General features: G+C 69.7%; 28 protein-coding genes. 5 read left to right on the forward strand and 23 right to left on the reverse strand.

Annotated elements, in window-relative coordinates:
- Window positions 1-8: 8 nt before the first annotated feature.
- The 4 genes from rpmF to rsmD form a co-directional block, all read right to left on the reverse strand.
- Entirely contained in the window at window positions 9-203 is a 195-nt protein-coding gene (gene rpmF, locus B7K21_RS02835) for a 50S ribosomal protein L32 (protein WP_084073674.1), read from the reverse strand.
- 2 nt (window positions 204-205) lie between these two features.
- Window positions 206-778, reverse strand: coding sequence for a DUF177 domain-containing protein (locus B7K21_RS02840; protein ID WP_234989154.1), 573 nt, complete (start codon window positions 776-778; stop codon window positions 206-208).
- A 92-nt stretch (window positions 779-870) separates the two neighbouring features.
- Window positions 871-1,353 carry a pantetheine-phosphate adenylyltransferase gene (coaD, locus tag B7K21_RS02845; RefSeq protein WP_084073678.1) on the reverse strand — a complete coding sequence of 161 codons (483 nt, stop codon included), beginning with the start codon at window positions 1,351-1,353 and terminating at the stop codon, window positions 871-873.
- Between the two features lie 9 nt (window positions 1,354-1,362).
- Window positions 1,363-1,965 (reverse strand): 16S rRNA (guanine(966)-N(2))-methyltransferase RsmD, encoded by a 603-nt coding sequence (rsmD, locus tag B7K21_RS02850; protein WP_084073681.1) that lies wholly within the window; start codon window positions 1,963-1,965, stop codon window positions 1,363-1,365.
- A gap of 125 nt (window positions 1,966-2,090) precedes the next feature.
- On the opposite strand from rsmD, the gene B7K21_RS02855 reads away from it, so the two are divergent.
- The gene (locus tag B7K21_RS02855) at window positions 2,091-2,993 is read left to right on the forward strand and encodes a hypothetical protein (protein ID WP_084073684.1); all 903 of its coding nucleotides are present in this window, start codon (window positions 2,091-2,093) and stop codon (window positions 2,991-2,993) included.
- Here the strand turns inward: B7K21_RS02855 and B7K21_RS02860 are convergent.
- Window positions 2,990-5,305: an ATP-dependent DNA helicase RecG gene (locus B7K21_RS02860; protein WP_084073687.1), complete on the reverse strand. Its 2,316-nt coding sequence runs from the start codon at window positions 5,303-5,305 to the stop codon at window positions 2,990-2,992. The two genes, B7K21_RS02855 and B7K21_RS02860, sit on opposite strands and share 4 nt — an antisense overlap.
- Window positions 5,302-6,840 carry a DAK2 domain-containing protein gene (locus B7K21_RS02865; protein ID WP_084073689.1) on the reverse strand — a complete coding sequence of 513 codons (1,539 nt, stop codon included), beginning with the start codon at window positions 6,838-6,840 and terminating at the stop codon, window positions 5,302-5,304. The genes B7K21_RS02860 and B7K21_RS02865 overlap by 4 nt, the downstream gene beginning before the upstream one ends.
- Before the next feature lie 316 nt (window positions 6,841-7,156).
- On the opposite strand from B7K21_RS02865, the gene rpmB reads away from it, so the two are divergent.
- On the forward strand, window positions 7,157-7,348 hold the full coding sequence (rpmB, locus tag B7K21_RS02870) for a 50S ribosomal protein L28 (RefSeq protein ID WP_084073692.1): 192 nt from the start codon (window positions 7,157-7,159) through the stop codon (window positions 7,346-7,348).
- A 265-nt stretch (window positions 7,349-7,613) separates the two neighbouring features.
- Here rpmB and B7K21_RS02875 read toward each other — a convergent pair whose 3' ends face one another.
- From B7K21_RS02875 to B7K21_RS02915, 9 genes are all read right to left on the reverse strand, one after another.
- A complete protein-coding gene (locus tag B7K21_RS02875; protein WP_084073695.1) occupies window positions 7,614-8,033 on the reverse strand; it encodes a hypothetical protein in 420 nt (139 codons plus the stop codon).
- A 39-nt stretch (window positions 8,034-8,072) separates the two neighbouring features.
- On the reverse strand, window positions 8,073-9,809 hold the full coding sequence (locus tag B7K21_RS02880) for a hypothetical protein (RefSeq protein ID WP_144016031.1): 1,737 nt from the start codon (window positions 9,807-9,809) through the stop codon (window positions 8,073-8,075).
- An 84-nt stretch (window positions 9,810-9,893) separates the two neighbouring features.
- Window positions 9,894-10,838 carry a thiamine-phosphate kinase gene (locus B7K21_RS02885; RefSeq protein ID WP_084073700.1) on the reverse strand — a complete coding sequence of 315 codons (945 nt, stop codon included), beginning with the start codon at window positions 10,836-10,838 and terminating at the stop codon, window positions 9,894-9,896.
- 75 nt (window positions 10,839-10,913) lie between these two features.
- Window positions 10,914-11,888: an NAD(P)-dependent alcohol dehydrogenase gene (locus tag B7K21_RS02890; protein ID WP_084073703.1), complete on the reverse strand. Its 975-nt coding sequence runs from the start codon at window positions 11,886-11,888 to the stop codon at window positions 10,914-10,916.
- Window positions 11,885-12,625, reverse strand: a complete 741-nt coding sequence (locus tag B7K21_RS02895) for a DUF4386 domain-containing protein (protein ID WP_084073706.1) — start codon at window positions 12,623-12,625, stop codon at window positions 11,885-11,887. Before B7K21_RS02895 ends, B7K21_RS02890 begins: the two co-directional genes overlap by 4 nt.
- Window positions 12,626-12,640: 15 nt before the next feature.
- The gene (locus B7K21_RS02900; RefSeq protein WP_084073709.1) at window positions 12,641-12,874 is read right to left on the reverse strand and encodes a helix-turn-helix transcriptional regulator; all 234 of its coding nucleotides are present in this window, start codon (window positions 12,872-12,874) and stop codon (window positions 12,641-12,643) included.
- On the reverse strand, window positions 12,874-13,320 hold the full coding sequence (locus B7K21_RS02905; RefSeq protein WP_084073712.1) for a hypothetical protein: 447 nt from the start codon (window positions 13,318-13,320) through the stop codon (window positions 12,874-12,876). The genes B7K21_RS02900 and B7K21_RS02905 overlap by 1 nt, the downstream gene beginning before the upstream one ends.
- Before the next feature lie 227 nt (window positions 13,321-13,547).
- On the reverse strand, window positions 13,548-14,939 hold the full coding sequence (locus B7K21_RS02910; RefSeq protein ID WP_144016032.1) for an MATE family efflux transporter: 1,392 nt from the start codon (window positions 14,937-14,939) through the stop codon (window positions 13,548-13,550).
- Window positions 14,932-15,435, reverse strand: a complete 504-nt coding sequence (locus B7K21_RS02915) for a hypothetical protein (RefSeq protein ID WP_084073716.1) — start codon at window positions 15,433-15,435, stop codon at window positions 14,932-14,934. The genes B7K21_RS02910 and B7K21_RS02915 overlap by 8 nt, the downstream gene beginning before the upstream one ends.
- A 127-nt stretch (window positions 15,436-15,562) precedes the next feature.
- Here B7K21_RS02915 and B7K21_RS02920 point away from each other — a divergent pair, with 127 nt between their 5' ends.
- Entirely contained in the window at window positions 15,563-16,030 is a 468-nt protein-coding gene (locus tag B7K21_RS02920) for a DUF3515 family protein (protein WP_084073719.1), read from the forward strand.
- Between the two features lie 28 nt (window positions 16,031-16,058).
- Here B7K21_RS02920 and B7K21_RS02925 read toward each other — a convergent pair whose 3' ends face one another.
- The 5 genes from B7K21_RS02925 to murA form a co-directional block, all read right to left on the reverse strand.
- Window positions 16,059-16,727: an SDR family oxidoreductase gene (locus B7K21_RS02925; protein ID WP_084073722.1), complete on the reverse strand. Its 669-nt coding sequence runs from the start codon at window positions 16,725-16,727 to the stop codon at window positions 16,059-16,061.
- A 103-nt stretch (window positions 16,728-16,830) separates the two neighbouring features.
- Entirely contained in the window at window positions 16,831-17,919 is a 1,089-nt protein-coding gene (locus B7K21_RS02930) for a D-alanine--D-alanine ligase family protein (protein ID WP_084073724.1), read from the reverse strand.
- Window positions 17,920-17,929: 10 nt separating this feature from the next.
- A complete protein-coding gene (locus tag B7K21_RS02935; RefSeq protein ID WP_084073728.1) occupies window positions 17,930-18,931 on the reverse strand; it encodes an NAD(P)H-dependent glycerol-3-phosphate dehydrogenase in 1,002 nt (333 codons plus the stop codon).
- Complete coding sequence (locus B7K21_RS02940) at window positions 18,928-19,683, reverse strand: 1-acyl-sn-glycerol-3-phosphate acyltransferase (protein WP_084073729.1); 756 nt, start codon at window positions 19,681-19,683, stop codon at window positions 18,928-18,930. The genes B7K21_RS02935 and B7K21_RS02940 overlap by 4 nt, the downstream gene beginning before the upstream one ends.
- Before the next feature lies 1 nt (window position 19,684).
- Window positions 19,685-20,995, reverse strand: coding sequence for a UDP-N-acetylglucosamine 1-carboxyvinyltransferase (murA, locus tag B7K21_RS02945; RefSeq protein ID WP_084073730.1), 1,311 nt, complete (start codon window positions 20,993-20,995; stop codon window positions 19,685-19,687).
- Between the two features lie 156 nt (window positions 20,996-21,151).
- Here murA and B7K21_RS02950 point away from each other — a divergent pair, with 156 nt between their 5' ends.
- Both B7K21_RS02950 and B7K21_RS02955 read left to right on the forward strand, forming a co-directional pair.
- Window positions 21,152-21,763: a LysE family translocator gene (locus B7K21_RS02950; RefSeq protein WP_084073731.1), complete on the forward strand. Its 612-nt coding sequence runs from the start codon at window positions 21,152-21,154 to the stop codon at window positions 21,761-21,763.
- Between the two features lie 85 nt (window positions 21,764-21,848).
- Complete coding sequence (locus tag B7K21_RS02955) at window positions 21,849-22,745, forward strand: PfkB family carbohydrate kinase (protein WP_159448392.1); 897 nt, start codon at window positions 21,849-21,851, stop codon at window positions 22,743-22,745.
- On the opposite strand, the gene B7K21_RS02960 is transcribed toward B7K21_RS02955, so the two are convergent.
- The 3 genes from B7K21_RS02960 to leuD are packed head-to-tail and all read right to left on the reverse strand — an operon-like array spanning window position 22,735 to window position 24,846.
- Window positions 22,735-23,382: a hypothetical protein gene (locus B7K21_RS02960; protein WP_084073733.1), complete on the reverse strand. Its 648-nt coding sequence runs from the start codon at window positions 23,380-23,382 to the stop codon at window positions 22,735-22,737. The two genes, B7K21_RS02955 and B7K21_RS02960, sit on opposite strands and share 11 nt — an antisense overlap.
- Window positions 23,379-24,191, reverse strand: a complete 813-nt coding sequence (locus tag B7K21_RS02965; RefSeq protein WP_084073734.1) for a type II CAAX prenyl endopeptidase Rce1 family protein — start codon at window positions 24,189-24,191, stop codon at window positions 23,379-23,381. The genes B7K21_RS02960 and B7K21_RS02965 overlap by 4 nt, the downstream gene beginning before the upstream one ends.
- Window positions 24,192-24,207: 16 nt before the next feature.
- Window positions 24,208-24,846: a 3-isopropylmalate dehydratase small subunit gene (gene leuD, locus B7K21_RS02970; RefSeq protein ID WP_084073735.1), complete on the reverse strand. Its 639-nt coding sequence runs from the start codon at window positions 24,844-24,846 to the stop codon at window positions 24,208-24,210.
- Window positions 24,847-24,848: the final 2 nt, after the last annotated feature.

Raw genomic sequence — 24,848 nt, forward strand, 5'->3', positions numbered from 1 at the left:
GCGAAGCCCTACGCCTCGTGCTCGGTGCGCAGCGCCTCGGCGTACTGGCGGCCGTTGTAGGCGCCGCACGCGGGGCACGCGGTGTGGGGAAGCTTCTGCGCCTTGCACGCGGGGCACGCGACGGTGGCGGCAGCAGTGGTCTTCCACTGGGAGCGGCGTGCACGCGTGTTGCTGCGCGACATCTTGCGCTTGGGAACAGCCACGGCTAACTCTCTTTCTTCTCGGTCGGGTCGTCGGCCGCGAGGGCTTCCAACGCCGACCACCTGGGGTCGATCATCTCATGCGTGTGATCCGGGTCGTCCGCGAGCCGCGCACCACACTGGTCGCACAGCCCCGGGCAGTCCGGTTCGCACAGCGGGGTGAACGGCAGCTCCTCAGCCACCGCGTCCCGCACGATTTCCTCGAGATCGAGGGTCTCCCCGTCGAACTCGTGGACGTCCTCCGACTCATCCTCCTCGTCCTCGCGCGGAGCATCGGGGAACAGGAAGAGGCCGTTGAACGTGGTGTCGACATCGAGTCGCACCTCGTCCAGGCATCGTCCGCATTCGCCGACCGCCTGCGCGGAGACGGTTCCGGAGACCCAGATTCCGTCCTGCACGGACTCGAGCCTCGCGTCGAGGCTCACGTCCGCACCTTGAGGCACCGCGATCATGTCGGTGCCGAGGACCTCGGGGGCCGGGAACGTCTCGGAGACCTCGCGCATCGTGCCAGGCCTGCCCACGAGCTCGTGCGCGTGGAACCTGTACGGCGATGCGGGTAGGCGGCTGGTGTGCGACACACTGGCCTCCCGAACGATTCCGGTCCTCACGGACCTCGGCCACGCCAGACGACGGGCCAGCGCACGATTCTACGCGAAGATGCGGGGCACTCTCAACCCCGGCGCGCGAGCGCCTCGCGCACGGCCTGCGCTGCGGCGGGCGTCACATACGGCGCGATGTCGCCGCCGTGCGCCGCGATGTCCCTCACGAACGAGGAAGCAATGTGCGCGAGCGCGCTGTCCCCCGTGAGGAACACCGTCTCGATGCCCGTGAGCGAACGGTTCATCAGCGCCATCGGACGCTCCAGATCATAGTCCGCCCCGCCCCGCAGACCCTTGACGATCGCCGTCGCCCCGATCTCCTTGCAGAAGTCCACCAGCAGCGTGTCCGTCGCCGCGACCTCCACGCCCGCGACGCCCGCCATCGCATCCTGCGCGAGCGCAACCCTGGTCTCGACGTCAAGCAGCGGGCGCTTCGCCGAGTTGTGCGCGACCACGACCACGACGCGGTCGAACAGCGCACGCGCACGCGTAGCCACGTCCACGTGACCCAGCGTGATCGGATCGAACGTCCCTGGCAGTACGGCGGTGGTCATGGCGCCAACCTACTCCCCGCGCCCGGTGACGCTCGCGGATTCACCGTCCGCAGCGTCGGGCATGCCCGACGCGGTGGCGTAGTGCACGGTCGTCTCACCGTAGGCGCGCGAACGATCCGGCGCGATGCCCGCGGGCCATGGCGCGTCGCCCGCTCGCGTGGACCACTCGAGGACCACCTCCGCGCCGCGGGCAAGGTGCGGCACCAGGGCCGCCAGCACGGCGGTGAGGTCCTCGCGCGCGATGTCGTACGGCGGGTCCAGGAACACCAGGTCCCACGTCGCGTCGGTCCGCTCGAGGTAGGGACGCACCTTCTCCCGCACCACGGCCGCGCGGCCTCCGAGCCCCAGGTCGCGAACATTCGCCTGTAGCACGCGCGCCGCCTGCGGCCCCGCCTCGACGAGCACCGCCGCTGATGCGCCGCGGCTGAGGGCCTCGAGCCCGAGCGCACCCGACCCGGCGAACAGATCCGCCACCCGAGCACCCCTCATCGCATCGGCATGGTCCAGGCGGGAGAACACGGCCTCGCGCACGCGGTCGGTGGTGGGGCGCGTGCCCTTCGGCGGCACCGCGATCCGCCTTCCACCGAGGTCGCCTGCGATGATCCGAGTCATGCCGCCACCGTACCTGTGGGAACAAGCCGGGCGCCCCACACGCTGACACCACATAGCGGCGCGCTCACCCCCGGCGTGCGGGCAGGATGCGTGTCCACCCCCGGTGGCGCGCAGGAGGAACCACGATGACAGGCACAGACGATCACCATCCGTCCGAGGGCGGCGAGCCGCAGGAGACGACGCCGCACCAGGCAGACCACCGCGAGACAGGCACCAGCAACAGCAGCCAAGCCCGCAGCGGCCAAGCGGACGCGAACCGCCAGGACGCCAGGACGGAGGCACTGCCGATCACGAGGGAGCTCCCCGCGACGCAGCCCCTCCCGACCGCCATGCAGCCGGGCGCCACGCAGCCGGGGCCCCACGAGGCGGGAGGCGACCACCGTCCCCCGCCGGTGGTGCCGCCCCAGGTGGAGCCGGCCGCTGCGGCGGGCGACGCGCGCCCCGAAGCCGCTGACACGAGGACCCCGCGCTCGCCGTCAATGCTCCCGTGGGCGCTGCTCATCGCGGCAGTCGTAGCAGTGGCGCTCGCAATCATCGCCTCATCGCTGTGGACCTTGGCGAACAACCGCGGTGGTCAAGCTCTCGCGATCTCGCCGAGCTACTCCGCAACCGCCGCTGCCACCGCAGAACCTCCCGGCGAGACCCCGTCGGTCGCGCCCTCACCGACGCCGTCGATGCCTCCTGCTGAGGAGAAGACCCGCGAAGTCTCCGACGACAGCGGCCCTCCCGGACCCAACGGCGCATGCTCATCCGAGATCGTCAGCATCGACGCCGACGACGACGAGTTCGAGGTGAAGATCCGCATCGACGCCCGAGCGGGCGGGGTCGACGGCTGGGAAGCCGAGATCGACCTCGACGGTGCCGCACTCACCGATGCCGACAAGGTGGAGCTGATATCCCATTCGGGTGACCTCTACACGGTGGCAGGCAAGGGGAAGGCTGCGACGATCGACTCGGGCAAGTCGATCACGTTCAAGGTGGAGGCTGAGGGCCCCCTCGGAGACATCGCTGTCGGCTGCCACGCCTAGCCGCGTTCGAGGAACTCCTCGCGCTCGCCGAGCCAGTCCTCGATCGCCGCGACCAGTGCGGGGTGCTCCGCGAGCTCGGGATCCTCACCGACGAGCTCCCGCGCGTCCTCACGCGCGGTCGCGATGACCTTGGCGTCACGCACCACGCGCAGCAGGCGCAACGAGTTGCGTCCGCCCGACTGCGCGGAGCCGAGAACGTCTCCCTCACGCCGCAGCTCCACGTCCTTGTCTGCGAGTACGAAGCCGTCCGTGGTCGCCGCCACCGCGTCGAGGCGCTCGCGCGCGACGCTCCCCTCTTCGGCGCGCGCGACGAGGAGGCACACGCCCGGCAGCCCGCCACGCCCGATGCGGCCGCGGAGCTGGTGCAGCTGCGAGATCCCGAAGTGCTGCGCATCGAGCACCACCATCGCCGAGGCCTCCGGCACATCGACGCCCACCTCGATCACGGTCGTCGAGACGAGCACGGGCGTCTCACCCGAGGCGAAGGCCGCCATTGCGGCGTCCTTGTCATCGCCGCTCAGGCGTCCATGTATCAGTCCGATTCCGATGCCCGCCATCTCGGGGCGCTCGCGCAGCATCTGGGCCACCTGGGTCGCGGCGGCGAGAGGTGGCTTGGTCCCGCGGGGTCCCGCGCTTCCGGGCCCGCTCCCGCCGCCGGCCATGTCGAGCGCGAGCTCGCCGGCTTGCACTGTGTCGTCGTGCACGGGGCCGTCGTGCACGGCGCCGTCCAACACATCATCGGGCGCCTCTCCCCCATCATCGGCGGCATCGGCGGTGTCCGCCTCATCGATGCGCGGACACACGATGTAGGCGCGCCTCCCTGCGTCGACCTCTTCCCTCACGCGCGACCACACGCGCTCGAGCCAGGCTCTGTTGTCCGCGGGGACGACGTGGGTGACGACCTCGGCCCTCCCCGCGGGGCGCTCCGCGAGCACCGACGTCTCGAGATCGCCGAACACGGTCATCGCCACGGTGCGCGGAATGGGCGTCGCGGTCATCACGAGCGTGTGCGGCGGGTGCTCGCTGCGGCTACGGAGCGCGTCCCGCTGCTCGACGCCGAAGCGGTGCTGCTCGTCCACGACCACCAGGCCAAGGTCGGCGAACTGCACTGTCTCGCTCAGCAGCGCGTGCGTACCGATCACGATTCCCGCTGCCCCCGAGGCGGCGTCGGCGAGGGCCTGCTTGCGCGCACGGGAGCCCTGCGAACCCGTGAGCAGGGTCAACCGAGTGCCGTTCGCGTCACCGCCAAGGCGTCCCGCGTGCGCGAGCGATCCCAACATCGCCTCGAGGGTGCGCAGGTGCTGCGCCGCGAGGACCTCCGTGGGAGCCAGCAGCGCTGCCTGCCCGCCCGAGTCGACCACCTGGAGCATCGCGCGCAGCGCGACAACCGTCTTGCCCGCGCCCACGTCGCCCTGCAGGAGTCGCAGCATCGGGGTCTCGCGTGCGAGATCGGCGGCGATCTCCTCGCCCACGGCGACCTGGGCTCCGGTGAGCGGCCACGGCAACTGCGCGTCGAACGCGGCAAGGGCCCCATCGCCGCGCCCTGGTCGCGCCGTCGCCTTGAGCGCATCGTGGGAGGCCCGCCGCCTGGCGAGGGCGGCCTGCAGCACGAGGGCCTCTTCGTAGATCAGGCGCGCCCGCCCGGCGCGCCACTCGCTGTCGTTCTCCGGCACGTGCACCTGCCGCCACGCCTCGCGGAGCCCAGGGTGAGCATGCTTCTCCCTTAGGACCGGCGGGACCGGGTCCGGCACGTCGTCCTCCGCGAGCGGGTCGAGCACGGTCCTCACGGAGCGCCCGATGCGCCATGTAGGGACGCCCGCGGCGGCGGGGTAGATCGGGATCGGACGCGACGCCTCCAGGACGGCCTCGTCGGCATCGGCCGCGTCGACCCCGACGATCAGGTAGTCAGGGTGCGTGAGCTGACGCTCACCGCGGTACTCACCGACGGTGCCGGTGAACAGCCCGGTGCGGCCTGCGCGCAGCTTGTCCTCGTGCATGCGCAGCACGCCTTGGCGCTTGGCGAAGAAGGTGAGGCGGAGGCTGTCGCGGCCGTCAGTCACGACTGCCTCGAGCATCGCTCCACCGCGGTTGCGCATGGGTCGCACTGTCGCGGACCTGACCTGCGCCATCACGGTGACGTGCTCACCGACCTTCAGCTCGGCGATGGGGGTCATTTCGCCGGGTGAACCGTAGCGACGCGGGTAGTGGCGGAGAAGGTCGCCGACGGTCTCAAGGCCGAGCTTGCCGAGCGACTGCGCAGTGCGCGTGCCGAGCACCTTGCCCAACGGCTCGTCGAGGCGACTGGGGCTCACTCGTCGCCCAGCGTCTCGACGCCGATGAGGATGCCGGGCTCTCCATGCTCACCCTCGTACACGTGCACGTCCGCGTACGGCGCGGCGGCAGCGACAGAGGCGCGGACGGAGTCGCCGATGCTCTCCGGCACGCCGCGCGCGAGGATGAGGGTCACGACATCCGAGTCGAGGTCGACGAGTCGGTCCAGGTCGTCGTCGAGCGCATCGACCGAGGTGGAGGCCGTGCGGGTGCGGCGGACGGCGTCCTGCATGAGCGCGTGGAGGTCCTCTCCTGGGGTCGCGAGCGCGGCGGCGGCGACGGCGGAGATGAGCTGCGCCTCGTGCGCGGCGTCGATGACTGTCATGCGCCAGCTGCGGCGACGGGTGGCGACCGCTTGGGCGACGGCCTTGAGCTGCGGATTGCCTGCGACCACGACGGCGGAAACGCCCGAGGCATCCTTGACTGCGCGTCGCAGCTCGCGCTTCTTGAGCTTGGCCGGGTTGGGCACGACGAGCACCACGGCGCCGGCGTCGGCGAGCGGCTCGGCCAGGCCGGGGCACGACGTCAGCGCGACGATGCCGGTGGCTGCGCGGTCGCCCGCGTGGCCGACGAGCAGGCTGCGGACCACGATCTGGCGTGCGTGCACGTCGTCGGCGATCATGACGCCGCGGTGGGGCGCGTCGGTGTGCACGTGCGCTTGGGCGACGCCATGACCGGCCGAGACGGTGACCGAGTCGCCGATCGCCTCGAGCGCGGCCCGCAGTGCAGCGATATCGACCCCTGTCGTGGCGTTGTCGACGTCCTCGAGGTCGACCACGAACATGACTTCGTACGCGCCGCCCCCCGGGACTCCGTGGTCCGAGGCGCCGGCGGCGCGAATGACGGTGCGTCCGTCCCGGATCTCCCACTCGACCTCGTCGAGCGCGAGAAGCGCATCCCTGCCCGCCAGGGTCTCGGCGAGCATCTCGAGTTGGAGGACCAGCCCGGCCGCTCCCGCGTCGACGACGCCGGCATCTCGTGCGCTCGGCAGCTCCTCATGCGTGCGCGCGAGGGCGGCTCGTGCGGAGACGACAGCAGCGACTGCGGTGGCCTCGCGGCCCGCTTTCGCTCCGACCGCGTCGCGCGCTCCCTTCGCTGCGGCGCGGGCGACAGTGAGGATCGTCCCCTCGACCGGGGAACTCACCGCGCGATAGGCGGCCTCGGCAGCCTGCTCGAGCGCTTCGGCGATGGCCTGGGGCTTCGCCTTCGCCAGGCCGCCGTGCTCGTCGATGGCGGTCAGGAAGCCGGAGAGGTACTGCGACACGATCACGCCCGAGTTGCCGCGTGCTCCCAGCAGCGCTCCACGAGCGAAGGCGGCGACCACCTCCCGGTGAGTCGCGTCGTCAGGGAGCTTGGCGACGGCGCGGTTGCCCTCCTGAAGGGTGAGGTAGATGTTCGTGCCCGTGTCCGAGTCCGCGACCGGGAACACGTTGATCGCGTCCAGGTGGGCGCGCGCGCGCTTGATCGCATCGGCACCGGTGGTGAGCCAACGGCGAAGCTCCGTCGTCTCGCTCATGCCACCTCCTTGCGCCTTGTCTTCGTGCCTGCGCGCGCCTCCCTCAGGGCTACGCCGCGCACTGCTGCCTGGACTGTCTCATCGTGCCACGAGGGTGAGACAATGGCGGTCGGTCGAACCGCGTCGGGCATTCACCCGTGACCGGCGCCTTCGTCTCGCGCAGTCGGCTTCAGGTGCCCGACGCGCGGGCCGAGTGCGGCCGTTTGCCGCCAGGGCCATCGTCGGATATCCTTGTGCGGTTGCCCGATCACCGGGCTACCCCCAATCGTGGCACTGTCGGTATACGTCGGCGTGCAAGAACTGTAGGAGAACTATCGTGGCTGCCAACTGCGACGTCTGCGGCAAGGGCCCCTCGTTCGGGCACTCGATCTCGCACTCGCACCGCCGCACCAAGCGTCGCTGGAACCCGAACATCCAGCGCGTCCGTGCCGTGGTCGCGGGTACCCCCAAGCGCCTGAACGTGTGCACCTCGTGCCTCAAGGCCGGCAAGGTCACCCGCAACGTCTGATCGTCCAGCGCCAGTTCACTGGCGCTGATCCCAGTCAGGGCGTCTCCTTCGGGAGGCGCCCTTTCTGTTTGCCGCGCTGCTTCCCGCGCGACGCGCCTACTGCGGAGTGAAGACTGATTTCCCCTCGCCCTCGCCGATCAGGGTTTCCGCCAGATGTGCGACCGCGATGAACCCGGTCGTCTCAGCGCCCGGCTGGACTGAGTAGACACATGGAGGCTGCTGCGCACGGCACCGCAAGAGCGATGAGCACGCCCGCCGCCCAGAACTACCCAAACTTCACGCGTACGGCGCTCGGCCCAAGCTCACGAATTACAGCGCTGGCGCGCGCCAACAGCTCCCTATTGCCAACTACGTGATCCTCTGCGAGGCGGGCGAGTTCATCCGCGACGCGTGCGACATCGGACCCGAGGAACTCCGCCCCACGGTAGAAGTCGAATCCACTGAGAAGCGGCGCGAAGACTGCAATTCGGTGGATCTCCGCCTCGGACCTGTCGGTGCTCGGTTGGACGTGCGCGGTGAGTGCGCCGGCCGTGCTAGCGGGAAACACGAGCTTCTCCCCGATCCATGAGAACGGCAGTGGCGAAAGTCGCAGGAGTGGCGCAGCGGCGACGAATCTCGAAGTCGCCGCTACGCCACGATCAGCGAGCGCAGTCGGCGTATCGAAGATTTCCATGTAGTCAGGCACGACGGCTCCATCCTGATCGAGAACGCTTTGCAGTGACACTCAAGGTATGACTTCAACCCAGCCCGGGAAACTATTGAAGACAGTTGAACCGTCTTGTTCAACTAGCACTGTCAGCAAACTAGACGTGCCACCGGTGGAGATGTCAGTACCGATAGGCGACCCTAGGTCGTAGAGCAAGGCGTAGTTATCTGGGTTTGTCATTGAATGGCCGCTCAGAACCGGCTCCGATCTAAGCGCTTCACAGATCAGGTCCGCAATATCGCTCTCAGACTCGAATATCTCGTCGGAGAACTGGCTCTTGATCGGTGCCTTGGCGGGATCAAAGTGATCCCCAACAATCTTGGAGTAGAACTGATAGATCGAGAGCGTGTACTCGGTTCCATCAGGCGCCTCACACCGCCAGCCATCGTAGGCTGGCGGTCCAGGCGGGTTGGGGTCGTCCGGACCGTCGCCTTCACCCTCTCCCGGAGTTGGCTCCTCAATCGGGTTCTCGATGTCGGGCTCGTCACCAGCGTCGTTCCACGCGGCCAACGCACCGCTGACCCCGAACTCTGCGAGGAGAAGAGCCAGCGCTCGCACCTTGCTCGAATAGCACACGAGGGTGATGTCCGGGACCGAAGAACCGTTGAGGTATGTCCGGATATAGAAGCCGAGACCGACACACAACGCTTCGGTCGTCGCGGCTGACTGCGCGCTCAAGGCCGCGGGCAGCAACGCGACGCCGAGTGCAGCCTCGAGCGCTGGCTCATCCGCAGCGAGGACGAACTCGGCCAGCTCGTCGGTCGTCATCGAGTGAGTCGAGACGGGCCCGCTAGTTGCGACGACGTAAGAGGCGCCACCGGCAAGCTGCACGACAGCCTCAGCATGAAGCGACACGGTCGCGCCCTCAGCGGGTGTGACCGAGGTACTGCATGACGTCGCGCCATCTGCCGAGCAGGTCACTCGCACATCGCCGCTATCGTCGACGATTCGGATCAATGCGCCGCTGCTGAGCGGTTCGTCGATCCCGAAGGTCGCTGTGGCGGTATCACCCGAGACGAGCTTCGAAGACGAAACCGTCTCCTCGATGAACTCACCGTTCCAGCCCGGGTCCGTCACCGTGACCGTGTCCGACCATGCATAGTCGACCCACTCACCGTCACGCACGACCATCAGCTTCGCCCGATACGTCTCCGACACACCCGACGGCGGATTCGCTCCCACCGCACACTCAGAACCACCCGTGCAACCCCGCACATACGAGTCACCGCGATAGATCTGGATACGCGCATCCTTCAACTCCGGCGACACCCCAAAACGCACCGTCGTCGACGCACCCAACACCGGCGACGCATCATCCACCGTCGCGTACTCGAACACACCGTTCCAGCCCGGGTCCGTCACCGTGACCGTGTCCGACCATGCATAGTCGACCCACTCACCGTCACGCACGACCATCAGCTTCGCCCGATACGTCTCCGACACACCCGACGGCGGATTCGCTCCCACCGCACACTCAGAACCACCCGTGCAACCCCGCACATACGAGTCACCGCGATAGATCTGGATACGCGCATCCTTCAACTCCGGCGACACCCCAAAACGCACCGTCGTCGACGCACCCAACACCGGCGACGCATCATCGACGCGCGCATATGTGAAGTGCCCGTACCAACGGTGTTCGTCATCGGCGGTTGCGGACGGAGCAACGACCGTCACCATCGAGAGCGCGGCGAGCGCGATGAGCATGGCCGCGACCTGACGAGCGCGCAATGAACCCAAAAGTGCAGCGAGCACTTATCCCCCTAGGTGGCGGAAGTTCCCCCTGAACTTCCGAACGCGACCGAACCTAGCACGCCACCGTCCGATCTACGAGGCTTTTCACAGCGAGAAGTGATCCCACCCCACCGCGTCGGGCACGGCTCCGTCCACACGCACGCCGGAGAACGCATCGGTCACCTCGCCGATCACCGACCACCCCACCGGCACTGCCGAGGAGTAGGGGAAGACGGCGAGCAGCGCGTGGTCCTCTCCTCCGGTGAGCGCGAAGGGCAGTGCGGAGACCCCCAATGCGGCGGCAGCCAGGGACGCAGCGGGGTGCACCGGCACATCCGCGCTCACCAAGGCAAGTCCCACCTCGGACGCCCGAGCCAGCCTGCCTGCGTCCCGCAGCAGCCCGTCCGAGATGTCCATCATCGCCACTGCCCCGCGCAGCGATGCCTCAAGCCCGGCACCCACCACGGGCCGTGGACGTCGGAACAGCGCCGCCGCCTCGGGCACCTCGGCGCCACGGTCAGCGGACAAGAGCGCGAACCCCGCGGCAGCCGCCCCGAGCGGCGCCGACACGGCCACGACCTGGCCGGGCATCGCGTCGGCCCTGGTCACGACCTCCTGGCCGTGCGTCTCGCCGATGACGGTGACGGACACCATGATCTGGTCGGCCCCGGATAGGTCTCCCCCGACTACTCCGACGCCGTGCGGCGCGCAGGCTTCGCGCAGTCCGTCGGCGAAGTCGAGCACCCAGTCCACGTCGAGGTCACCCGGCGCGCACAGCGTCACCTGGAGCGCGGTCGGCACGGCCCCCATGGCGTCGATGTCGGCGAGGTTCTGCATCGCAGCCCGCCAGCCCACGTCGGCACCGGTGGACCACTCACGACGGAAGTGCCGGCCCTCGACGAGCACGTCGGAGGACACGACGAGGTCGCCGTCGACGGACAGCACGGCAGCGTCGTCGCCGGGTCCGAGGATCTCGGCGTCGGTCTCGGGCAGGCGGGGCGCGAAGAGCGCGATGAGAGCGTCCTCGCCGATCTCGCTGATGGTCGTCATGCGGTCAAGCCTAGGTGCGCGCTGGCATGCGCCCGACGCTGGGGCCGGCCGGGCGGCGCATGCCCGACGCTCGGCTCACGCGACCTCGACGACCACCTTGCCTGCGACGTGACCGCCTTCGAGCAGGTCGAGAGCGTCGCGGTATCGCTCGAGGGGGAAGACCGTGTCCAGGACCGGGCGCACCCGGCCGTCGTCGATCCACGCGGCGATGCGCGTGAGATCGGACGCGAGCACCTTGGCTGTCATCTGCACGACGCGCCGCCGCTTGACGAGTCCGACTGCCTGCGCACGCAGGATTCCGCCGAGCGGTCCCAGGATCTTGCCGCCGCCGATACCTCCGAGGAGCACGTACGAGCCGTTGGCGTCGAGCAGCGGCGCGAGAGCGCGGAAGGTCGACGTGGCGACGAGATCGACGATCACGTCGAACTGCTCGTTGCAGTCCTCGACGCGCTCGCGCGTGTAGTCGATGACGCGGTCGGCTCCGAGCTCGGCCACCCACGACGCGTTGCGACCCGAGCACACTGCAACGACGCGCGCTGCGCGGAGCACGCGCGCGAGTTGGACAGCCATGTGTCCCACGCCGCCGGATGCGCCGATGACGAGCACGCGGGAGCCTTCGCTGACGCGGCCTGCTTCGAGGCCCTGCAGCGCGGTGAGGGCGGCCATCGGCACGGCGGCGGCTTCGGTGAAGCTGAGCGACTGAGGCTTACGCGCCAGCCCGGCGGACTTCGCGACGGTGTAGTCGCCGCACGCTCCGAATCCGATCTCGCCATACACGCAGTCGCCGACGGCGAACTCGATGACGCCTGGCCCCACGGCGTCGACCACTCCGGCGACGTCCGCGCCGAGCACGCGCTCCCCTGGCGTTCGCCAACCGGAGAACGTGCGCGCCAGCGCCGGGTCGGCGCGGTAGATGTGCCAGTCATAGGGGTTCAGCCCGGCGGCGCGGTTGCGGATGCGCACCTGACCTTCGCCCGGCTCAGGGACGGGGACCTCCACGAGGCTCATCACCTCGGGGCCGCCGTAGCGGTCGTAGGTGACGGCCCTCATCGCGCCACCCCCGCGTCGGGCGTGCGGGGGCGGATCCCGATGCTGAGGAGGTATCCGATCATCCACAGCTCCCCGACGGTGGCGGGCATCGACACCGCCCCGACGATGCCGCTCGGCACGACCCCCGGCACAGCGCCCAGGAAGGCGCTGGCCACGTACCCGACGCCGCCGACCAGGAGCACCCAGCCGAGCGCCACGGGGAAGCGCCCCGACGAGCGCGCCACGTGGCCCATCGGGATGAGCCACAGTCCGAAGAACACGGCGCCTACTGCCCACCAGGCATCGGCGATGGTCCAGAGCAGTCCGACGGTGGCGGCGACGTCACCTCCGGGGGCGAGGGTCGCGTCGGACGCGACCGATGCGGCGACGGAGAGCGTCGCGGCGGAGCCCATGATCGCCACGGCGTTGACCATGCCGAACACGGCGACGGCCCACGCAGCGGCGGCGTTGAGCGGCCGCAGGAGCTTGTAGAAATACACCGACGCGAGCGCCTGCGTGAGCACGATGGCGAGCTCGAGCGCCACGAAGACAAGTGTGCGCGAAGGGAAGTGCGCGAGGTTGTCGACCGTGGAGTCCCAGTCCTCGGCGTGGAAGGCGGGCCGGAGGACGAGGAAGCCGAGCATGCCGGTGACGGCGAGACCGAGGTACCAGACGCCCGTGACGCGGGCGGTGCGGCGAGTGGGGCCGTGCGCTGTGGTGGCCACAGCGTCGGGCGCGTGGGCGGTGGTGATGGACATGGTTCCCCCTGGGATTCAGCGTGCGTCGGTGTCGACGTCGGAGTAGTGGAAGACGTCCTCGAGCGGAACGTCGAAGGCCTTCGCGATCTGGAAGGCCATCTCGAGCGTCGGCGAGTACCTGCCCTGCTCGATGGCGATGATGGTCTGGCGGCTGACGCCGACCTTCTTGGCGAGCTCGGCCTGCGTCATCTCGCCGGAGCGGAAACGCAGTGCGCGGATCTCGTTGGTGACGCGGGTGCTGCGACCCATCACAGGCCCCTGCTGTAGGCACGGAGCTTGGCGACGGCGCCCACGATGCCCCCGACGAGGCCGACTGCGAACAGGAGTTGCGCGATCCAGAACGGGTCGGCGTCGTTCATGGCGAGGATGATCGCTCCGAGCGAGCCGAAGGATGCCAGCGACATCCCCTTGGCGTTGCCGACCAGTTCGATCTGGCGGTCGCGCTCGTCGCCCTCGTCGAACTCGGGCTCCTCTCCGCGATAGGTGGCGGCGATGCCGTGCCCGATCGCCGAGGCGATCGCGCCGAGGATGATCGTGACGATGATCGCTCCCATCGAGATCGCCATGGGCAGGACCCAGCTGATCTCGTCAGGGGTGTGGCCCACGGTGCGCGGGATCATCACAGTCGCGTAGACGACGCCCACGGCGATGAAGGCGACAAGCGAAGCCCAGACGGCGCGCTGCTGCATGGTCATTCGGTCCTCCTCGTGTCAAGACTGCTTGACATCCTGAAGGTAAACCAGACGCGACACTGTGTCAAGAGTTCTTGACACTGCCCGCTACCCCTTTGCGCTGGCAGTCGTCCAGTGCGGAGAATGGGCTGGATCCCAGCACTCATTGAATTCCAGGGCGCAGCGTGGGCGCGGGGTGCGCGCAGCGTGGGCGCGGTGTTGGCGCACGGTGGGCGCGAGGTGGGCCTGCGCTAGGCGGCGGGCAGCGGCTCCTCGTGCTCGAGCCACCGACCGCGCCGAGTGGTCACCGCATAGGCGATCCCGAGGAACACCCCGCGAGCGACATTGAAGAACAGGAACGCCCGCCACAGGTCGTGGCCGCGGTCGTCCGGCACGAGCGCCTCGCCCACCCACACGAGAGGGAAGAACACGAGCGCTGCGGACGCCACCATCGTCAGCAGCATCGCGCGCGTATGGCCCGACCCGAGGAACACCCCGTCGAACAGGTACGCGAACGCGCTGAAGAGTGGCAACGCGATCACCCACGGGAAGTACTCGCGCGCGGTCGCCGCCACGGGTTCAAGGTCCGTCATGAGGGAGATGAGCGGATCACGCGCGACGAGATACAGCACGGTGAAGCACGCACCGATCGCGAGCGCGGGGAGCGCCGCGGCGAGGTTGGCGCGATGGAACTCGCGGATGTCACCGCGACCGATCTCACGCGATGACATGGCCTCGGCAGCATGCGCATAGCCGTCCTGCGCATACGAGGACAGATACATGAACTGCATGAGCACCGCCGTCGCCGCGAGCACGTCCTCTCCCACGCGGGCCGCATACGCGGTGACGAAGGTCAGCACCACGTACAGCGTCGCAGTCCGGCCGAACAGCCAGCCGTTGAGCGCGACCACCCTCATCCAGCCGGAGCGCAGGCCCTTGTGACGCCAACGTCGGACGTCTGCGCGCACCTCGCTCGCGGCGAAGCGCCACCACAGCACCCCGGCCACGAGGACGCCAGCCCATTCCGCGATCGCAGACGCGCCCGCCGCCCCTGAGGATCCCCATCCGAGCCCGGCGACGAAGAGCACGTCGAGCCCGATGTTCAGGACGTTCACCGTCGCCACAATCGCAAGCGGCCGCTTCGTGTCGCCCGTGCCCACGAACCATCCGTTCGCCACCAAGGTCAGCAGCGTGGCGGGTGCGGCGAGCAATCGGATCCATGCATAGTCGGTCGCGAGCGACTGCACCTCGCCGGCCGGCGCGAGCACTCCCATCACCAGAGGCACCGCGATCCATTGGACGAGCAGGATGCCCACGCCCAAGCCGACAGCCATGAGCATCGCGCGCTGCAGGTGCGTGACGGCCGCCTCGATCCGCCCGGCACCGAGCGCGCGCCCCACGAACGACGTGGTGCCGTTGCGCAGGAAGTTCAGCAACCAGAACACCGCGCCGATGACGGTGGAGCCCAGCGCGACCGCGCCCAAGCTCGTCGCATCGGCGAAGTGCCCCAGCATCGCGGTGTCGACGAGCCCCACGAGGGGCACCGTGACGTTGGCGAGGATCGCGGGCCAGGCGAGCGAGAACGCGCGCCGGTGCGGCAGGCCGCGAAGCATCCCCCACCGCCCGGAGGCGGAATCAGTCACCGATCACCATGAGCTGGACGCCCTGCGACTGCGCGTAGTCGCGGAGGCGGTGGAACCGTTCTGGCGTCAGATCGGAGTCGTGCAGGAACCGCACGTCGGCCTCGCCGTCGGAGAGCGACCACAGCGCAGCACCCTGCCGCGTGGAACCGGCCTTCGTGAGCTCGAGCCGCCCGCCAGTGAGGGGCGTCCAGCGACGGCGAGCCATGGGCGACGCCATGCCGCCGAGCTCGAGACGGCCGTCCACCACGCGCGCCTCGAGCACCGACTCCTCGGCAGTCGCCAGGCGACGCCCCTGGTACCCGATCCATGCATTGAGGATCGTTCCGGGCACGAGCGCGAGCACGATGAGGACGGTCAGGACCCCATAGTCCGAGAGCAGGTAGATGAAGAAGCCCATCGTGACGAGCCCGAGCACCACCGAGACCGCCCAGTGGCGGTACCACTCGGCGAACGGCTCCGTCCAGGCTGGCGGCGACAGGATCTGGTGGTCTCGCATGCTCCTCCTTGCTCGGCTTCCCAGCCTAGTCGCCACGCCTGACGCGCACTCGCAGCGGCTCACGGCGGCGAGGCACCGCGTCCGGATCGCGGCGAGGCTCGCCCCCGAGCCGCCCTAGGCTGAGGGCATGCGTCGTGCAGCCCTGGTCCCGATTCTGGCCGCCCTGGCGGCGCCCGCCCTCGCGGGCTGCGCGCACAGCGTGGTCGTCGACCCCGCCCCCTACGCCGCGGACCCCGACTGCGCGCGCGTGATGCTCGCCATGCCGGATGAGCTCGGCGGGTTGGAACGGCGCCAGACAACCTCGCAGGCGACCTTTGCCTACGGAGGCGACGAGGCCGTCGTGATCGCGCGCTGCGGCGTCGAGCCCCCCGGACCGACCACCGACGAGTGCCTCGCAGTCGAGGCGAGCTCGGGCACGCAGGACTGGGTCCTCACTGAGACTGAGGACGCATGGATCGCGGTCGCCTTCGGCCGCTCCCCCGCGCTCGAACTCACGGTGCCGAAGATCCGCGCGGACGAGGCCGTCGGCGACCTGCTCGCCGAGGTCTCGGGCCCCGCCTCGCTCGCGCCGAGCAACGGACTCGCCTGCCGCTGACCTCGCGCCAGCGGTGCCGGGCGGGATGCTACTCGCGCCCCTCCTCGAGCGGGATGAGCATCTCGCGGAACGGACCGTCCGCGTCGTGGAGCTCCCAGATCTTCTGCGCCACCTCGTCGATCGTGTAGCGGAGCTTGGGGATCGCGCCGGGGATCACCAGCTGGTGGACCCTCACGCCGGAGCCCTCGAGCGCGTCGTGCAGCATCTCGCCGTACGCGCTCTCCGCAGGGAACGCCACGGAGGTGCCTGCGAAGTCGTGCCGTGCCTTGATGGATGTACCGCCGTTGATGAGCACGATCGAGCCCTCGCCCGCCTCCTGCATGCCGGGCAGCACGGTCCGCACGGCCGTGATGAGCCCGATCGCGGAGAACTGGAATGCCTGCGTCGCAAGCTCTGGCGTGAGCTCGAGCACGGGCTTGAGGAACGTGCGGAACGGCAGCGGGCTGTACTGCAGCACCGAGATCGCACCGAGCTCGGCCCCGGCACGCTCCAGGGCCTCCGCGAGCTGCGTGGGCTGGAGCACGTCGGCGGCATAGCCGCCCGCGACGATGCCCGCCTGGTTCAGCTCGTCCGCAAGGCCGTCGAGCTTGTCCTGGTCGCGCGACACGAGGGCGACGGAGTAGCCCTCCTTGCCGAAGCGTCGGGCGACTGCCATCCCCAGGTTGGGGCCGGCGCCGATGATCGCGATGGTGGGCATGGGCTTCCTCCTCGTCGAGAGTTCGTCTTCCTCGACCCTAGCGCTCGCGCCCGGGCTCGTCGGGCGCACAGGCCCGACGCTGGCGCCGGGCGGGAACGGCGCGTCAGCGCAGGCCGAGGGGCCGGGTCAGCGCCTCCTGGATCAGCGCCTCGACGAGCACCGGATAGTCGACGCCTGCGGCCGCCCACATGCGCGGGTACATGCTCGTGGGCGTGAAGCCCGGCATGGTGTTGATCTCGTTGACCGTCACCGTGCCGTCCGCTCCGACGAAGCAGTCGACGCGCGCGAGCCCCTCGGCTCCCACCGCGGCGAAGGCGCTCACCGCGTAGTCGGAGACGATGGCGGCCACGTCGTCGGGCAGCTCGGTGGGGCACAGGAGCCGCACGTGCCCCTCATCCAGGTACTTGGCGTCGAAGTCGTAGAAGTCGTGGTCGCCCTCGGTGACGATCTCGCCCTGCGGCGAGGTGCGCACACCCTCGGCGGTGGCGAGCACCGCGGTCTCGATCTCGCGTCCGGCGATGCCCGCCTCGATCAGCACCTTGGGATCGTGCTTGACGGCATCGGCGACGGCGGCCTCGAGCGCGTCCCACGAGGACACCTTGGAGATTCCCATCGACGAGCCCGCGCGGGCCGGCTTGACGAACACCGGCAGGCCCAGGGCCTCGATCTCGGCGCGCCGCGACGCGACCGGCTCGCCGGGGCGCAGCACCACTCCGGGGGCCACGGGAAGACCCGCATCGGTGAACGCGGCCTTCATGAACTGCTTGTCCATGCCCACGGCGGAGGCGAGCACGCCGGAGCCGACGTAGCGCACGTCCACGAGCTCGAGCGCGCCCTGGATGGTGCCATCCTCGCCGTAGGGACCGTGGAGCAGTGGGAATACGGCGTCGATCGCGCCGAGCTCGGCGATCCCGTCAGCGGACTCCAGCCTCCACTGCGACTCGCCGACGCGTCGGGGCGGCAGCACAGTCGCGCCTTCGTCGAGAACGGAGGGCAGGGCTCCGTTCGCGATGCGCCACGCCGAGGGGTCGGCCGACGCGAGGGTCCAGCGCCCCTCGCGCGTGATCCCGATCGCGATCACGTCGTAGCGGTCTCGGTCGATTGCGCCGAGCACTCCGCCTGCGGTGACGCACGAGACTCCGTGCTCCGAGGAACGCCCCCCGAAGAGGACGGCAACGGTGGGCTTCGTCATGCCGCCGACCCTACTGCCCTTCGGCCTTGCGGGGACGCGACAGGAGCGCGCGCAGCACTGTCTCCTTCGGCTCTCCGCCGTGGATCATCGCGACGACCGCGTCACAGATGGGCACGTCCACCCCGGTCGCCCGTGCGAGTTCCTGGATCGACTGCGAGGTCTTGACGCCCTCGGCGGTGCCGAGGGTCGACGCGATCGCGTCGTCGAGCGACGCGCCGCGGCCGATCGCGGAGCCGAGCTGGTGGTTTCGCGACAGCGGCGACGCGCACGTGGCGATGAGGTCGCCCATGCCCGCCAGCCCCGAGAACGTGTCCGGCGCTGCGCCGAGCGCGAGGCCCAACCGGGTGATCTCGGCGAGGCCTCGCGTGATGACGGTCGCCGTCGTGTTGTGGCCAAAGCCCATGCCGTCGGCGATGCCGACGCCCACAGCGATGACGTTCTTGTACGCCCCAGACAGTTCCACTCCCACAACGTCAGCGTTCGTGTACGGACGGAAGTACGCCGAGGCGGTCGACGACGCCACGAGCTCGGCTGCCGCGGGGTTCGCGCCCGCGATCACCGTCGCAGTCGGCTGCTTGGTCGCGATCTCCTTGGCGAGGTTGGGGCCAGAGACGACGGTGAGCCGCTCCTCCCCCACCCCCCAGGTCTCGCCGAGCACCTGCGACATGCGCTCGTGCGTGCCGAGCTCGATGCCCTTCATGAGCGAAGCGACCACGGCACCCTGGGGCACCAGTGCGGCCATGTCGCCCACGATGCCGCGCACGTGCTGCGCTGGCAGCGCGACGGCGACGATGTCCGCGTCGGCGAGCGCCGTCGCCGCGTCGGTCGTCGCGTCGATGCCCGCCGGGAGTGACACGCCCGGCAGGACGCGCGAGTGGGTGCCCTGGTCGCGGATCTCAGCAAGAGCGTCGGCGTCGCGCCCCCACAGAGTGACGTCCGTGCCCGCGTCGGCGAGCACTGCGGCGAACGTGGTGCCCCACGCCCCCGCACCGAGGACCGCTGCGCGTGTCATGCCTTGTCCCCCGTCGCGTCGGACGGATCCGGGGCGCCGGCGGCGCCAGGGCGACCGCCCTTGCGCATGTCCCACGCCACCGCAGGAGGCTCTTCGCCCCTGATCTCCGCAAGCATTGACGTCAGCGTGCCCATGATGCGATCCGTCGCGACACGCAGCGACTCGGCGTCGCCCGTGCCTGCGAGGTCGCTCAGGTCGATCGGCGGCCCCGCGACCACGGTGATGCGCTTGGGCGGGATCGGCTTGAGCACCTTGCCATACGGGGCCAGCAGGCGATGCGCGCCCCACTGCGCGACGGGCACGATCGGCACGCCGGCGTCGAGGGCCATGCGCGCCGCGCCGGTCCGGGCCACCATGGGCCACAGGTCCGGGTCGCGGGTGAGCGTGCCTTCAGGGAACATCGCGATGCAGTCGCCGCGGTGGAGGATCTCCATGCCCTTGTCGACCGCGTCCTTGGCCTTCGACGTACCGCGATACACAGGCACCTGGTCCAGCCCGTGAAGCGCCCGTCCCAGCACCGGCAGCTCGAACAGCGAGGACTTCGCCAGGAAGCGCGGCGGGTGGCCGTTGTTGTACAGGAAGTGCGCGAGCGTGATCGGGTCCGCGTAACTCGCATGGTTGGACACGGCGATGAAGCCCGTGTCCTTCGGCAGGTGCTCGGCGCCGTGCCAGTCCTTGCGAGTGATCGACCACATGATCGATTTCAGGAACAGCGCGGCCGCGCGGTAGCCGCGCGTCTGGGTGCTGGGCATGTCAGTCCACCGACGCGCCGAGCGCGGCCAGCTTGCCCCTGAAGTTCTCGTAGCCGCGGTCGATGATGCCGATGCCGTGCACGGTAGACGTGCCCTCGGCGGTGAGCGCGGCGATCAGGTGGGAGAACCCACCACGCAGGTCGGGCACCTCGATCTCTGCGGCTTTGAGGGGCGTGGGCCCCGAGATCACCGCGGAGTGAGTGAAATTGCGCTGCCCGAACCGGCACTTCTTGTCGCCCAGGCACTCGCGGTACAGCTGCACCTGTGCACCCATCTGCACGAGCGCCTCGGTGAAGCCGAAGCGGTTCTCGTACACCGTCTCATGCACGATGCTGAGGCCCTTGGCCTGCGTCAGCGCGACGACGAGCGGCTGCTGCCAGTCGGTCATGAATCCCGGGTGCACGTCGGTCTGGACAGCGATCGGGTTGAGGTCTCCGCCCGGGTGCCAGAAGCGGATGCCCGCGGGGTTGACCTCGAACTGGCCGCCGGCCTTGCGGAACACGTTGAGGAACATGCCCATGTGGCGCTGCTGGGCGCCGTGGATCATGATGTCGCCGCCGGTCGCGAGCGCGGCGCAGGCCCACGAGCCCACCTCGATACGGTCGGTGAGCGACACGTGGTCGTAGCCGAACAGCTCGGGCACGCCCTCGATGGTGACCGAGCGGTCGGTGTCCACCGAGATGATTGCGCCCATCTTCTGCAGCGTGTCGATGAGGTCCTTGATCTCGGGCTCCACCGCCATGTTGTGCAGCGTCGTGATGCCCTTCGCCATGACGGCGGTGAGCAGCAGCTGCTCGGTCGCACCCACGGACGGGTAGGCGAGCTCGTGGTGGATGCCGTGCAGTCCGTTCGGGGCGCTGAGGTGCAGACCGTCGCCTGCCTCCGTGACGACCGCGCCGAACTTGCGCAGGATCTCCAGGTGGAAGTCGATGGGACGGTCGCCGATACGACAGCCGCCGAGGTCAGGGATGACGGCCTCGCCGAGTCGGTGCAGCAGCGGGCCGCAGAGCAGGATCGGGATGCGGCTCGAGCCGGCGTGGCTCGCGATCTGCATCGCGTCGGCCGGCTTGAGCTCCGAGGTGTCCATGCTGAGAACGCCGGACTCGACGTCGTAGTCGACGCCCACGCCGTGCAGGCTGAGCAGGGACGACACGACCTTGACATCGCGGATCTCAGGGACGTTGCGGAGGGTCGAGGCGGTCGAGCCGAGCAGTGCGGCGACCATGGCCTTGGAGACGAAGTTCTTGGCGCCGCGGACAGTGATCTCGCCCGTGAGCGGCCGTCCTCCCGTGACGCGGATGGAATCGGTCATGGCCACTATCTTCCCCTATGGCGCGGCATATGCCCGACGCTGTGGCGGGGCGGCGGGCAGAACCCTGCCCGATGCCGGGAGCCACTCAGCAAGGCTCTGGCCCCGGCGCTGCGGTGGGCCTGGTCACGACGACCGGGTGCGGCTAGCGTGGCGCGTATGAGTCTCGCGTTCCTCGCCACCGCGCTCGTGGTCGTCATCACGCCTGGCACTGGCGCCCTGTACACCGTGAGCACCGGCCTGGGCCGGGGGCGCAGGGAGGCCATCGTCGCGGCCACGGGATGCACCCTGGGCATCGTGCCCCACATCGTCGCCGCCGTGACCGGCCTCGCTGCGCTGGTCCACGCGTCGGCGGTGGCCTTCTCCATGCTCAAGTGGGCGGGCGTGGCGTACCTCCTGTATCTCGCATGGGTGACCTGGACGGATCGGTCGGATCTGGCGGCCGACGCCGGCGGCACGGCGAGCTCCACGTGGCAGGTGATCCAGCGCGCAGTGTTGATCAACCTCCTCAACCCGAAGCTGACCGTGTTCTTCTTCGCGTTCCTGCCCCAGTTCGTGGCGCCTTCCGACCCTGCGCCGTGGCGCGCGATGGTGGGGCTCTCGCTGGTCTTCATGGCGCTCACGTGGGTCGTGTTCGTGGCGTACGGGCTGTTCGCGTCGGCCATGCGCTCGCAGGTGCTCGCGCGGCCGCGGGTCGTGACGTGGATGCGCCGCACGTTCGGGCTCGCGTATGTCGCGCTCGCAGGCCGGTTGGCGCTCGCCAGCCGCTGACCGTGCCTGCGGCGCTCGGGTCGTCCGCACCGGGACCGAAGTCGGCGCCAGGCCCTGCCGTGGAACGGATGGCACAGTGGTGTCCGTGACGGGATCCTCGACTCCACGCGCGCTCTTCGCAGGGCTCGCGACGCTAGACATCGTTCAGCTGGTCGAACGGCTGCCGCAGCCGAACGAGAAGGTCGGCGCGCTCGACTTCCTTGTGGCTGCGGGCGGCCCGGCCGTGAACGCGGCTGTCGCAGCGGCGCACTGCGGCTCGGAGGCCTCGCTGCTCACTGCCCTGCCCGCGCATCCACTGACGGAGCTGATCCGCGCGGACCTCGGGGACTGCCGCGTGGGGCTCGAGATCGCCGACGTCGGCCCGGATCCCACTCCCCCGACGGCGGCCATCATGATCACGCGTGCCACCGGAGACCGCGCGGTCGTGTCGCCCACGGGCGGCGCGATGACGGAGCGTGTGACCCCAGGCGAGTTCGACGCGCATCGGGCGCTCGAGGGCGTCCGCGCGCTGCTGATCGACGGCTACCACCGGCACCTTGCGCTGCCACTGGCGCTGGCCGCGCGCGAGCGCGGCATTCCCGTCATCCTCGACGCGGGCAGCTGGAAGCCCTACACGCCCGAGGTGCTCGAGCACGTTGATCTCGCGGTCGTCTCCGACGACTTCGCGCCGCCAGGCACGGACGGCGAGCCGGGCGCCGTGCTCGACGCGCTGAGCGGGCTGGGCGTGGAGCGCATCGTCATCACTCGCGGCGCCCGCCCGATCCTGGTGCGGCTGCCACGCGGCGACGCCGAGGTCGCGGTCGAGCCCGTCGACGTGGTCGACACCCTGGGCGCAGGGGACTTCATCCACGGCGCCCTCACCCACCGGATCGCTGAACTGGGACTGCGTGATGCACGCCTCGTCGAGGACCTCGCGTGGGCCTCGCGCGTCGCGGGCACCTCGCTGGGGAGCTTCGGCACTCGCGCCTGGCTCAGAGAGTGATCAGCCGGTCCGCGAGGCGCGACGAGTTCTGCGCGAGCCAGTAGTTCTCGGCGTCCACCGAGTCGACCCACGTGCGCGCGGCTACATCCTCGCGTCCCGTGGCGACGCGTCGTGTCACGAGTCGCTCGCGACACACCTCCCACGGCACATCGAGGAACCACAGGGCATCGAGTCGCGCCCGCACACCGAGCCACTCCCCCGCGTCGAGGCCCAGCCAGTTGCCTTCGACGATCACCAGCCCGACGCGCGGACCCACCTCGATCGCCGACCTCACGGGCTCGTGCAACTCCCGCGAGTACGCAGGCGCCCACACGGCGGCACCACTCGGCTGGCGGATCGCATCGAGGATCGCCGCCAGGCCCTCGCAATCAAAGGTCTCGGGAGACCCCTTGCGGTCGGCGAGATGACGACGCTCGAGCTCCGCATTGCTCAGATGGAACCCGTCCATCGGGAGCGCCACCGCCTCGACTCCCGACGTGGTGACGGCGGCGGCGAGCGCCGTAGCGAGTGTCGACTTGCCCGAGCCCGGCCCGCCCGCGAGGCCGAGGACGGCGGTGCGCGACGTGGTCGCGGCGTCTGGCGCGTGCGTGCGGGCGAGCGCGAGGGCGTCGGCGACGAGGGCGTCGGGCAGGCTCATGGGGAGGCTCCTGCGGCGGGGGCCGTCACGAAGATGTCGAACAACTCGGGGTGATGTCCGTGCACGAGCACGGCAAAGACGACGGCGTCGAACAGCAGGTGCACCGTGACCACGTAGGACAGCGACTTGACGCGCGAGAAGAGCCAGCCCTGGACGAGCGCGAACGGGATGGTGAGCAGCGGACCCCACTCGCGGTAGCCCAGCTCCCACAGGAACGAGACGAACACGGCGGCCTGCAGCAGGTTCGCCTGCCACACGGGGAAGTGCCTGACCAGCAGGGTGAAGACGACGCAGATGAAGAACAGCTCGTCCCACAGCCCCACGGCGTTGACGCCCACGAACAGGCGTGCGATGTCGTTGCCGCCGTCGAGCGGAGGCCAGTTGAGGTACGCGCCGGACCCGAGGAAGTAGAACGGCAGCACCAGGTAACCGATCGCGACCACGGCGGCGAGGTAGATCCACATGGGCCGGGTCCAGCGCCGGCCCGTGCGCACCGGGAACTTCACCGCGTCATCGCGATAGACCCAGCGCGACACCGCCCACGGCACCAGCACCGCAAGCGACAGCACGACCGCGAAGCGTGCGATGCCCGCGTCGCTGAGGTCCGCCTTCAGCGAGATCGTGGAGATGATCGCCTGGCTGATCGCGATCAGGGCGAGGTCGCGCCCCAGCCGGCGGTCGACCCACAGACCCAGCGCGACGCCCAGCACGAGGGGGACGTACCCGAGGGGCCGCACATGCACGGCGAAAAGCAGCACCGCCGCCCCCGAGACGAGGGCGGCGGCGAGCAGACGCAGTGCGGTACGGATGGCGGTGCCTCCGCGCCTACTGGACCGGGCGGGCCGCGACGATCTCCTCCTTGGGGAGGGTCTTCGCCGGGAGGGTCTTGGGCCGCCAGTTCGCGCGCGTCGCCTCGAACTCGGTGATCGCGTCCTCGTCCTGCAGCGTGAGTCCGATGTCGTCGAGGCCCTCCATGAGGCGCCAGCGCACGTAGTCGTCGATCTCGAACGGCACGGTGAGCTCGCCGCACGTCACGGTGCGGTCCTCGAGCGAGACGGTGATCTCCTTGCCGGGCTCGGCTTCGAGCAGCTTCCAGAGCAGCTCGATGTTCTCCTGGCTGAGCACGCCGGTCACGAGGCCCTGCTTGCCCGAGTTGCCGCGGAAGATGTCCGCGAAGCGGGGCGCGAGGACCACCTTGAAGCCGTAGTCCTTGAGCGCCCACACGGCGTGCTCACGGGACGAGCCGGTGCCGAAGTCGGGGCCCGCGACGAGCACGGAGCCGTGCGTGTACTCGGGCTGGTTGAGGACGAACGAGTCGTCGCCGCGCCACGCGGCGAACAGCGCGTCCTCGAACCCCGTGCGCGTGATGCGCTTGAGGTACACGGCGGGGATGATCTGGTCGGTGTCCACGTTCGAGCGGCGCAGCGGGACGCCGACGCCGGTGTGGGTGGTGAACTTCTCCATGG

This window comes from Demequina sp. NBRC 110052 (genome assembly GCF_002090075.1).
Classification (GTDB): Bacteria; Actinomycetota; Actinomycetes; order Actinomycetales; family Demequinaceae; genus Demequina.

Excerpts from the sequence above, each read along its gene's own strand:
- murA (WP_084073730.1), bottom strand. The coding sequence starts at position 20,995 with ATGACCGATTCCATCCGCGTCACGGGAGGACGGCCGCTCACGGGCGAG.
- B7K21_RS02915 (WP_084073716.1), bottom strand. The coding sequence starts at position 15,435 with ATGCGAGACCACCAGATCCTGTCGCCGCCAGCCTGGACGGAGCCGTTC.
- B7K21_RS02885 (WP_084073700.1), bottom strand. The coding sequence starts at position 10,838 with ATGACGACCATCAGCGAGATCGGCGAGGACGCTCTCATCGCGCTCTTC.
- B7K21_RS02855 (WP_084073684.1), top strand. The coding sequence starts at position 2,091 with ATGACAGGCACAGACGATCACCATCCGTCCGAGGGCGGCGAGCCGCAG.
- B7K21_RS02925 (WP_084073722.1), bottom strand. The coding sequence starts at position 16,727 with ATGCCCACCATCGCGATCATCGGCGCCGGCCCCAACCTGGGGATGGCA.
- rsmD (WP_084073681.1), bottom strand. The coding sequence starts at position 1,965 with ATGACTCGGATCATCGCAGGCGACCTCGGTGGAAGGCGGATCGCGGTG.
- coaD (WP_084073678.1), bottom strand. The coding sequence starts at position 1,353 with ATGACCACCGCCGTACTGCCAGGGACGTTCGATCCGATCACGCTGGGT.
- B7K21_RS02890 (WP_084073703.1), bottom strand. The coding sequence starts at position 11,888 with ATGAGGGCCGTCACCTACGACCGCTACGGCGGCCCCGAGGTGATGAGC.
- B7K21_RS02940 (WP_084073729.1), bottom strand. The coding sequence starts at position 19,683 with ATGCCCAGCACCCAGACGCGCGGCTACCGCGCGGCCGCGCTGTTCCTG.
- leuD (WP_084073735.1), bottom strand. The coding sequence starts at position 24,846 with ATGGAGAAGTTCACCACCCACACCGGCGTCGGCGTCCCGCTGCGCCGC.
- B7K21_RS02930 (WP_084073724.1), bottom strand. The coding sequence starts at position 17,919 with ATGACGAAGCCCACCGTTGCCGTCCTCTTCGGGGGGCGTTCCTCGGAG.
- B7K21_RS02960 (WP_084073733.1), bottom strand. The coding sequence starts at position 23,382 with ATGAGCCTGCCCGACGCCCTCGTCGCCGACGCCCTCGCGCTCGCCCGC.
- B7K21_RS02895 (WP_084073706.1), bottom strand. The coding sequence starts at position 12,625 with ATGTCCATCACCACCGCCCACGCGCCCGACGCTGTGGCCACCACAGCG.
- B7K21_RS02900 (WP_084073709.1), bottom strand. The coding sequence starts at position 12,874 with ATGGGTCGCAGCACCCGCGTCACCAACGAGATCCGCGCACTGCGTTTC.
- B7K21_RS02865 (WP_084073689.1), bottom strand. The coding sequence starts at position 6,840 with ATGAGCGAGACGACGGAGCTTCGCCGTTGGCTCACCACCGGTGCCGAT.
- B7K21_RS02905 (WP_084073712.1), bottom strand. The coding sequence starts at position 13,320 with ATGACCATGCAGCAGCGCGCCGTCTGGGCTTCGCTTGTCGCCTTCATC.
- B7K21_RS02950 (WP_084073731.1), top strand. The coding sequence starts at position 21,152 with ATGAGTCTCGCGTTCCTCGCCACCGCGCTCGTGGTCGTCATCACGCCT.
- B7K21_RS02935 (WP_084073728.1), bottom strand. The coding sequence starts at position 18,931 with ATGACACGCGCAGCGGTCCTCGGTGCGGGGGCGTGGGGCACCACGTTC.
- B7K21_RS02920 (WP_084073719.1), top strand. The coding sequence starts at position 15,563 with ATGCGTCGTGCAGCCCTGGTCCCGATTCTGGCCGCCCTGGCGGCGCCC.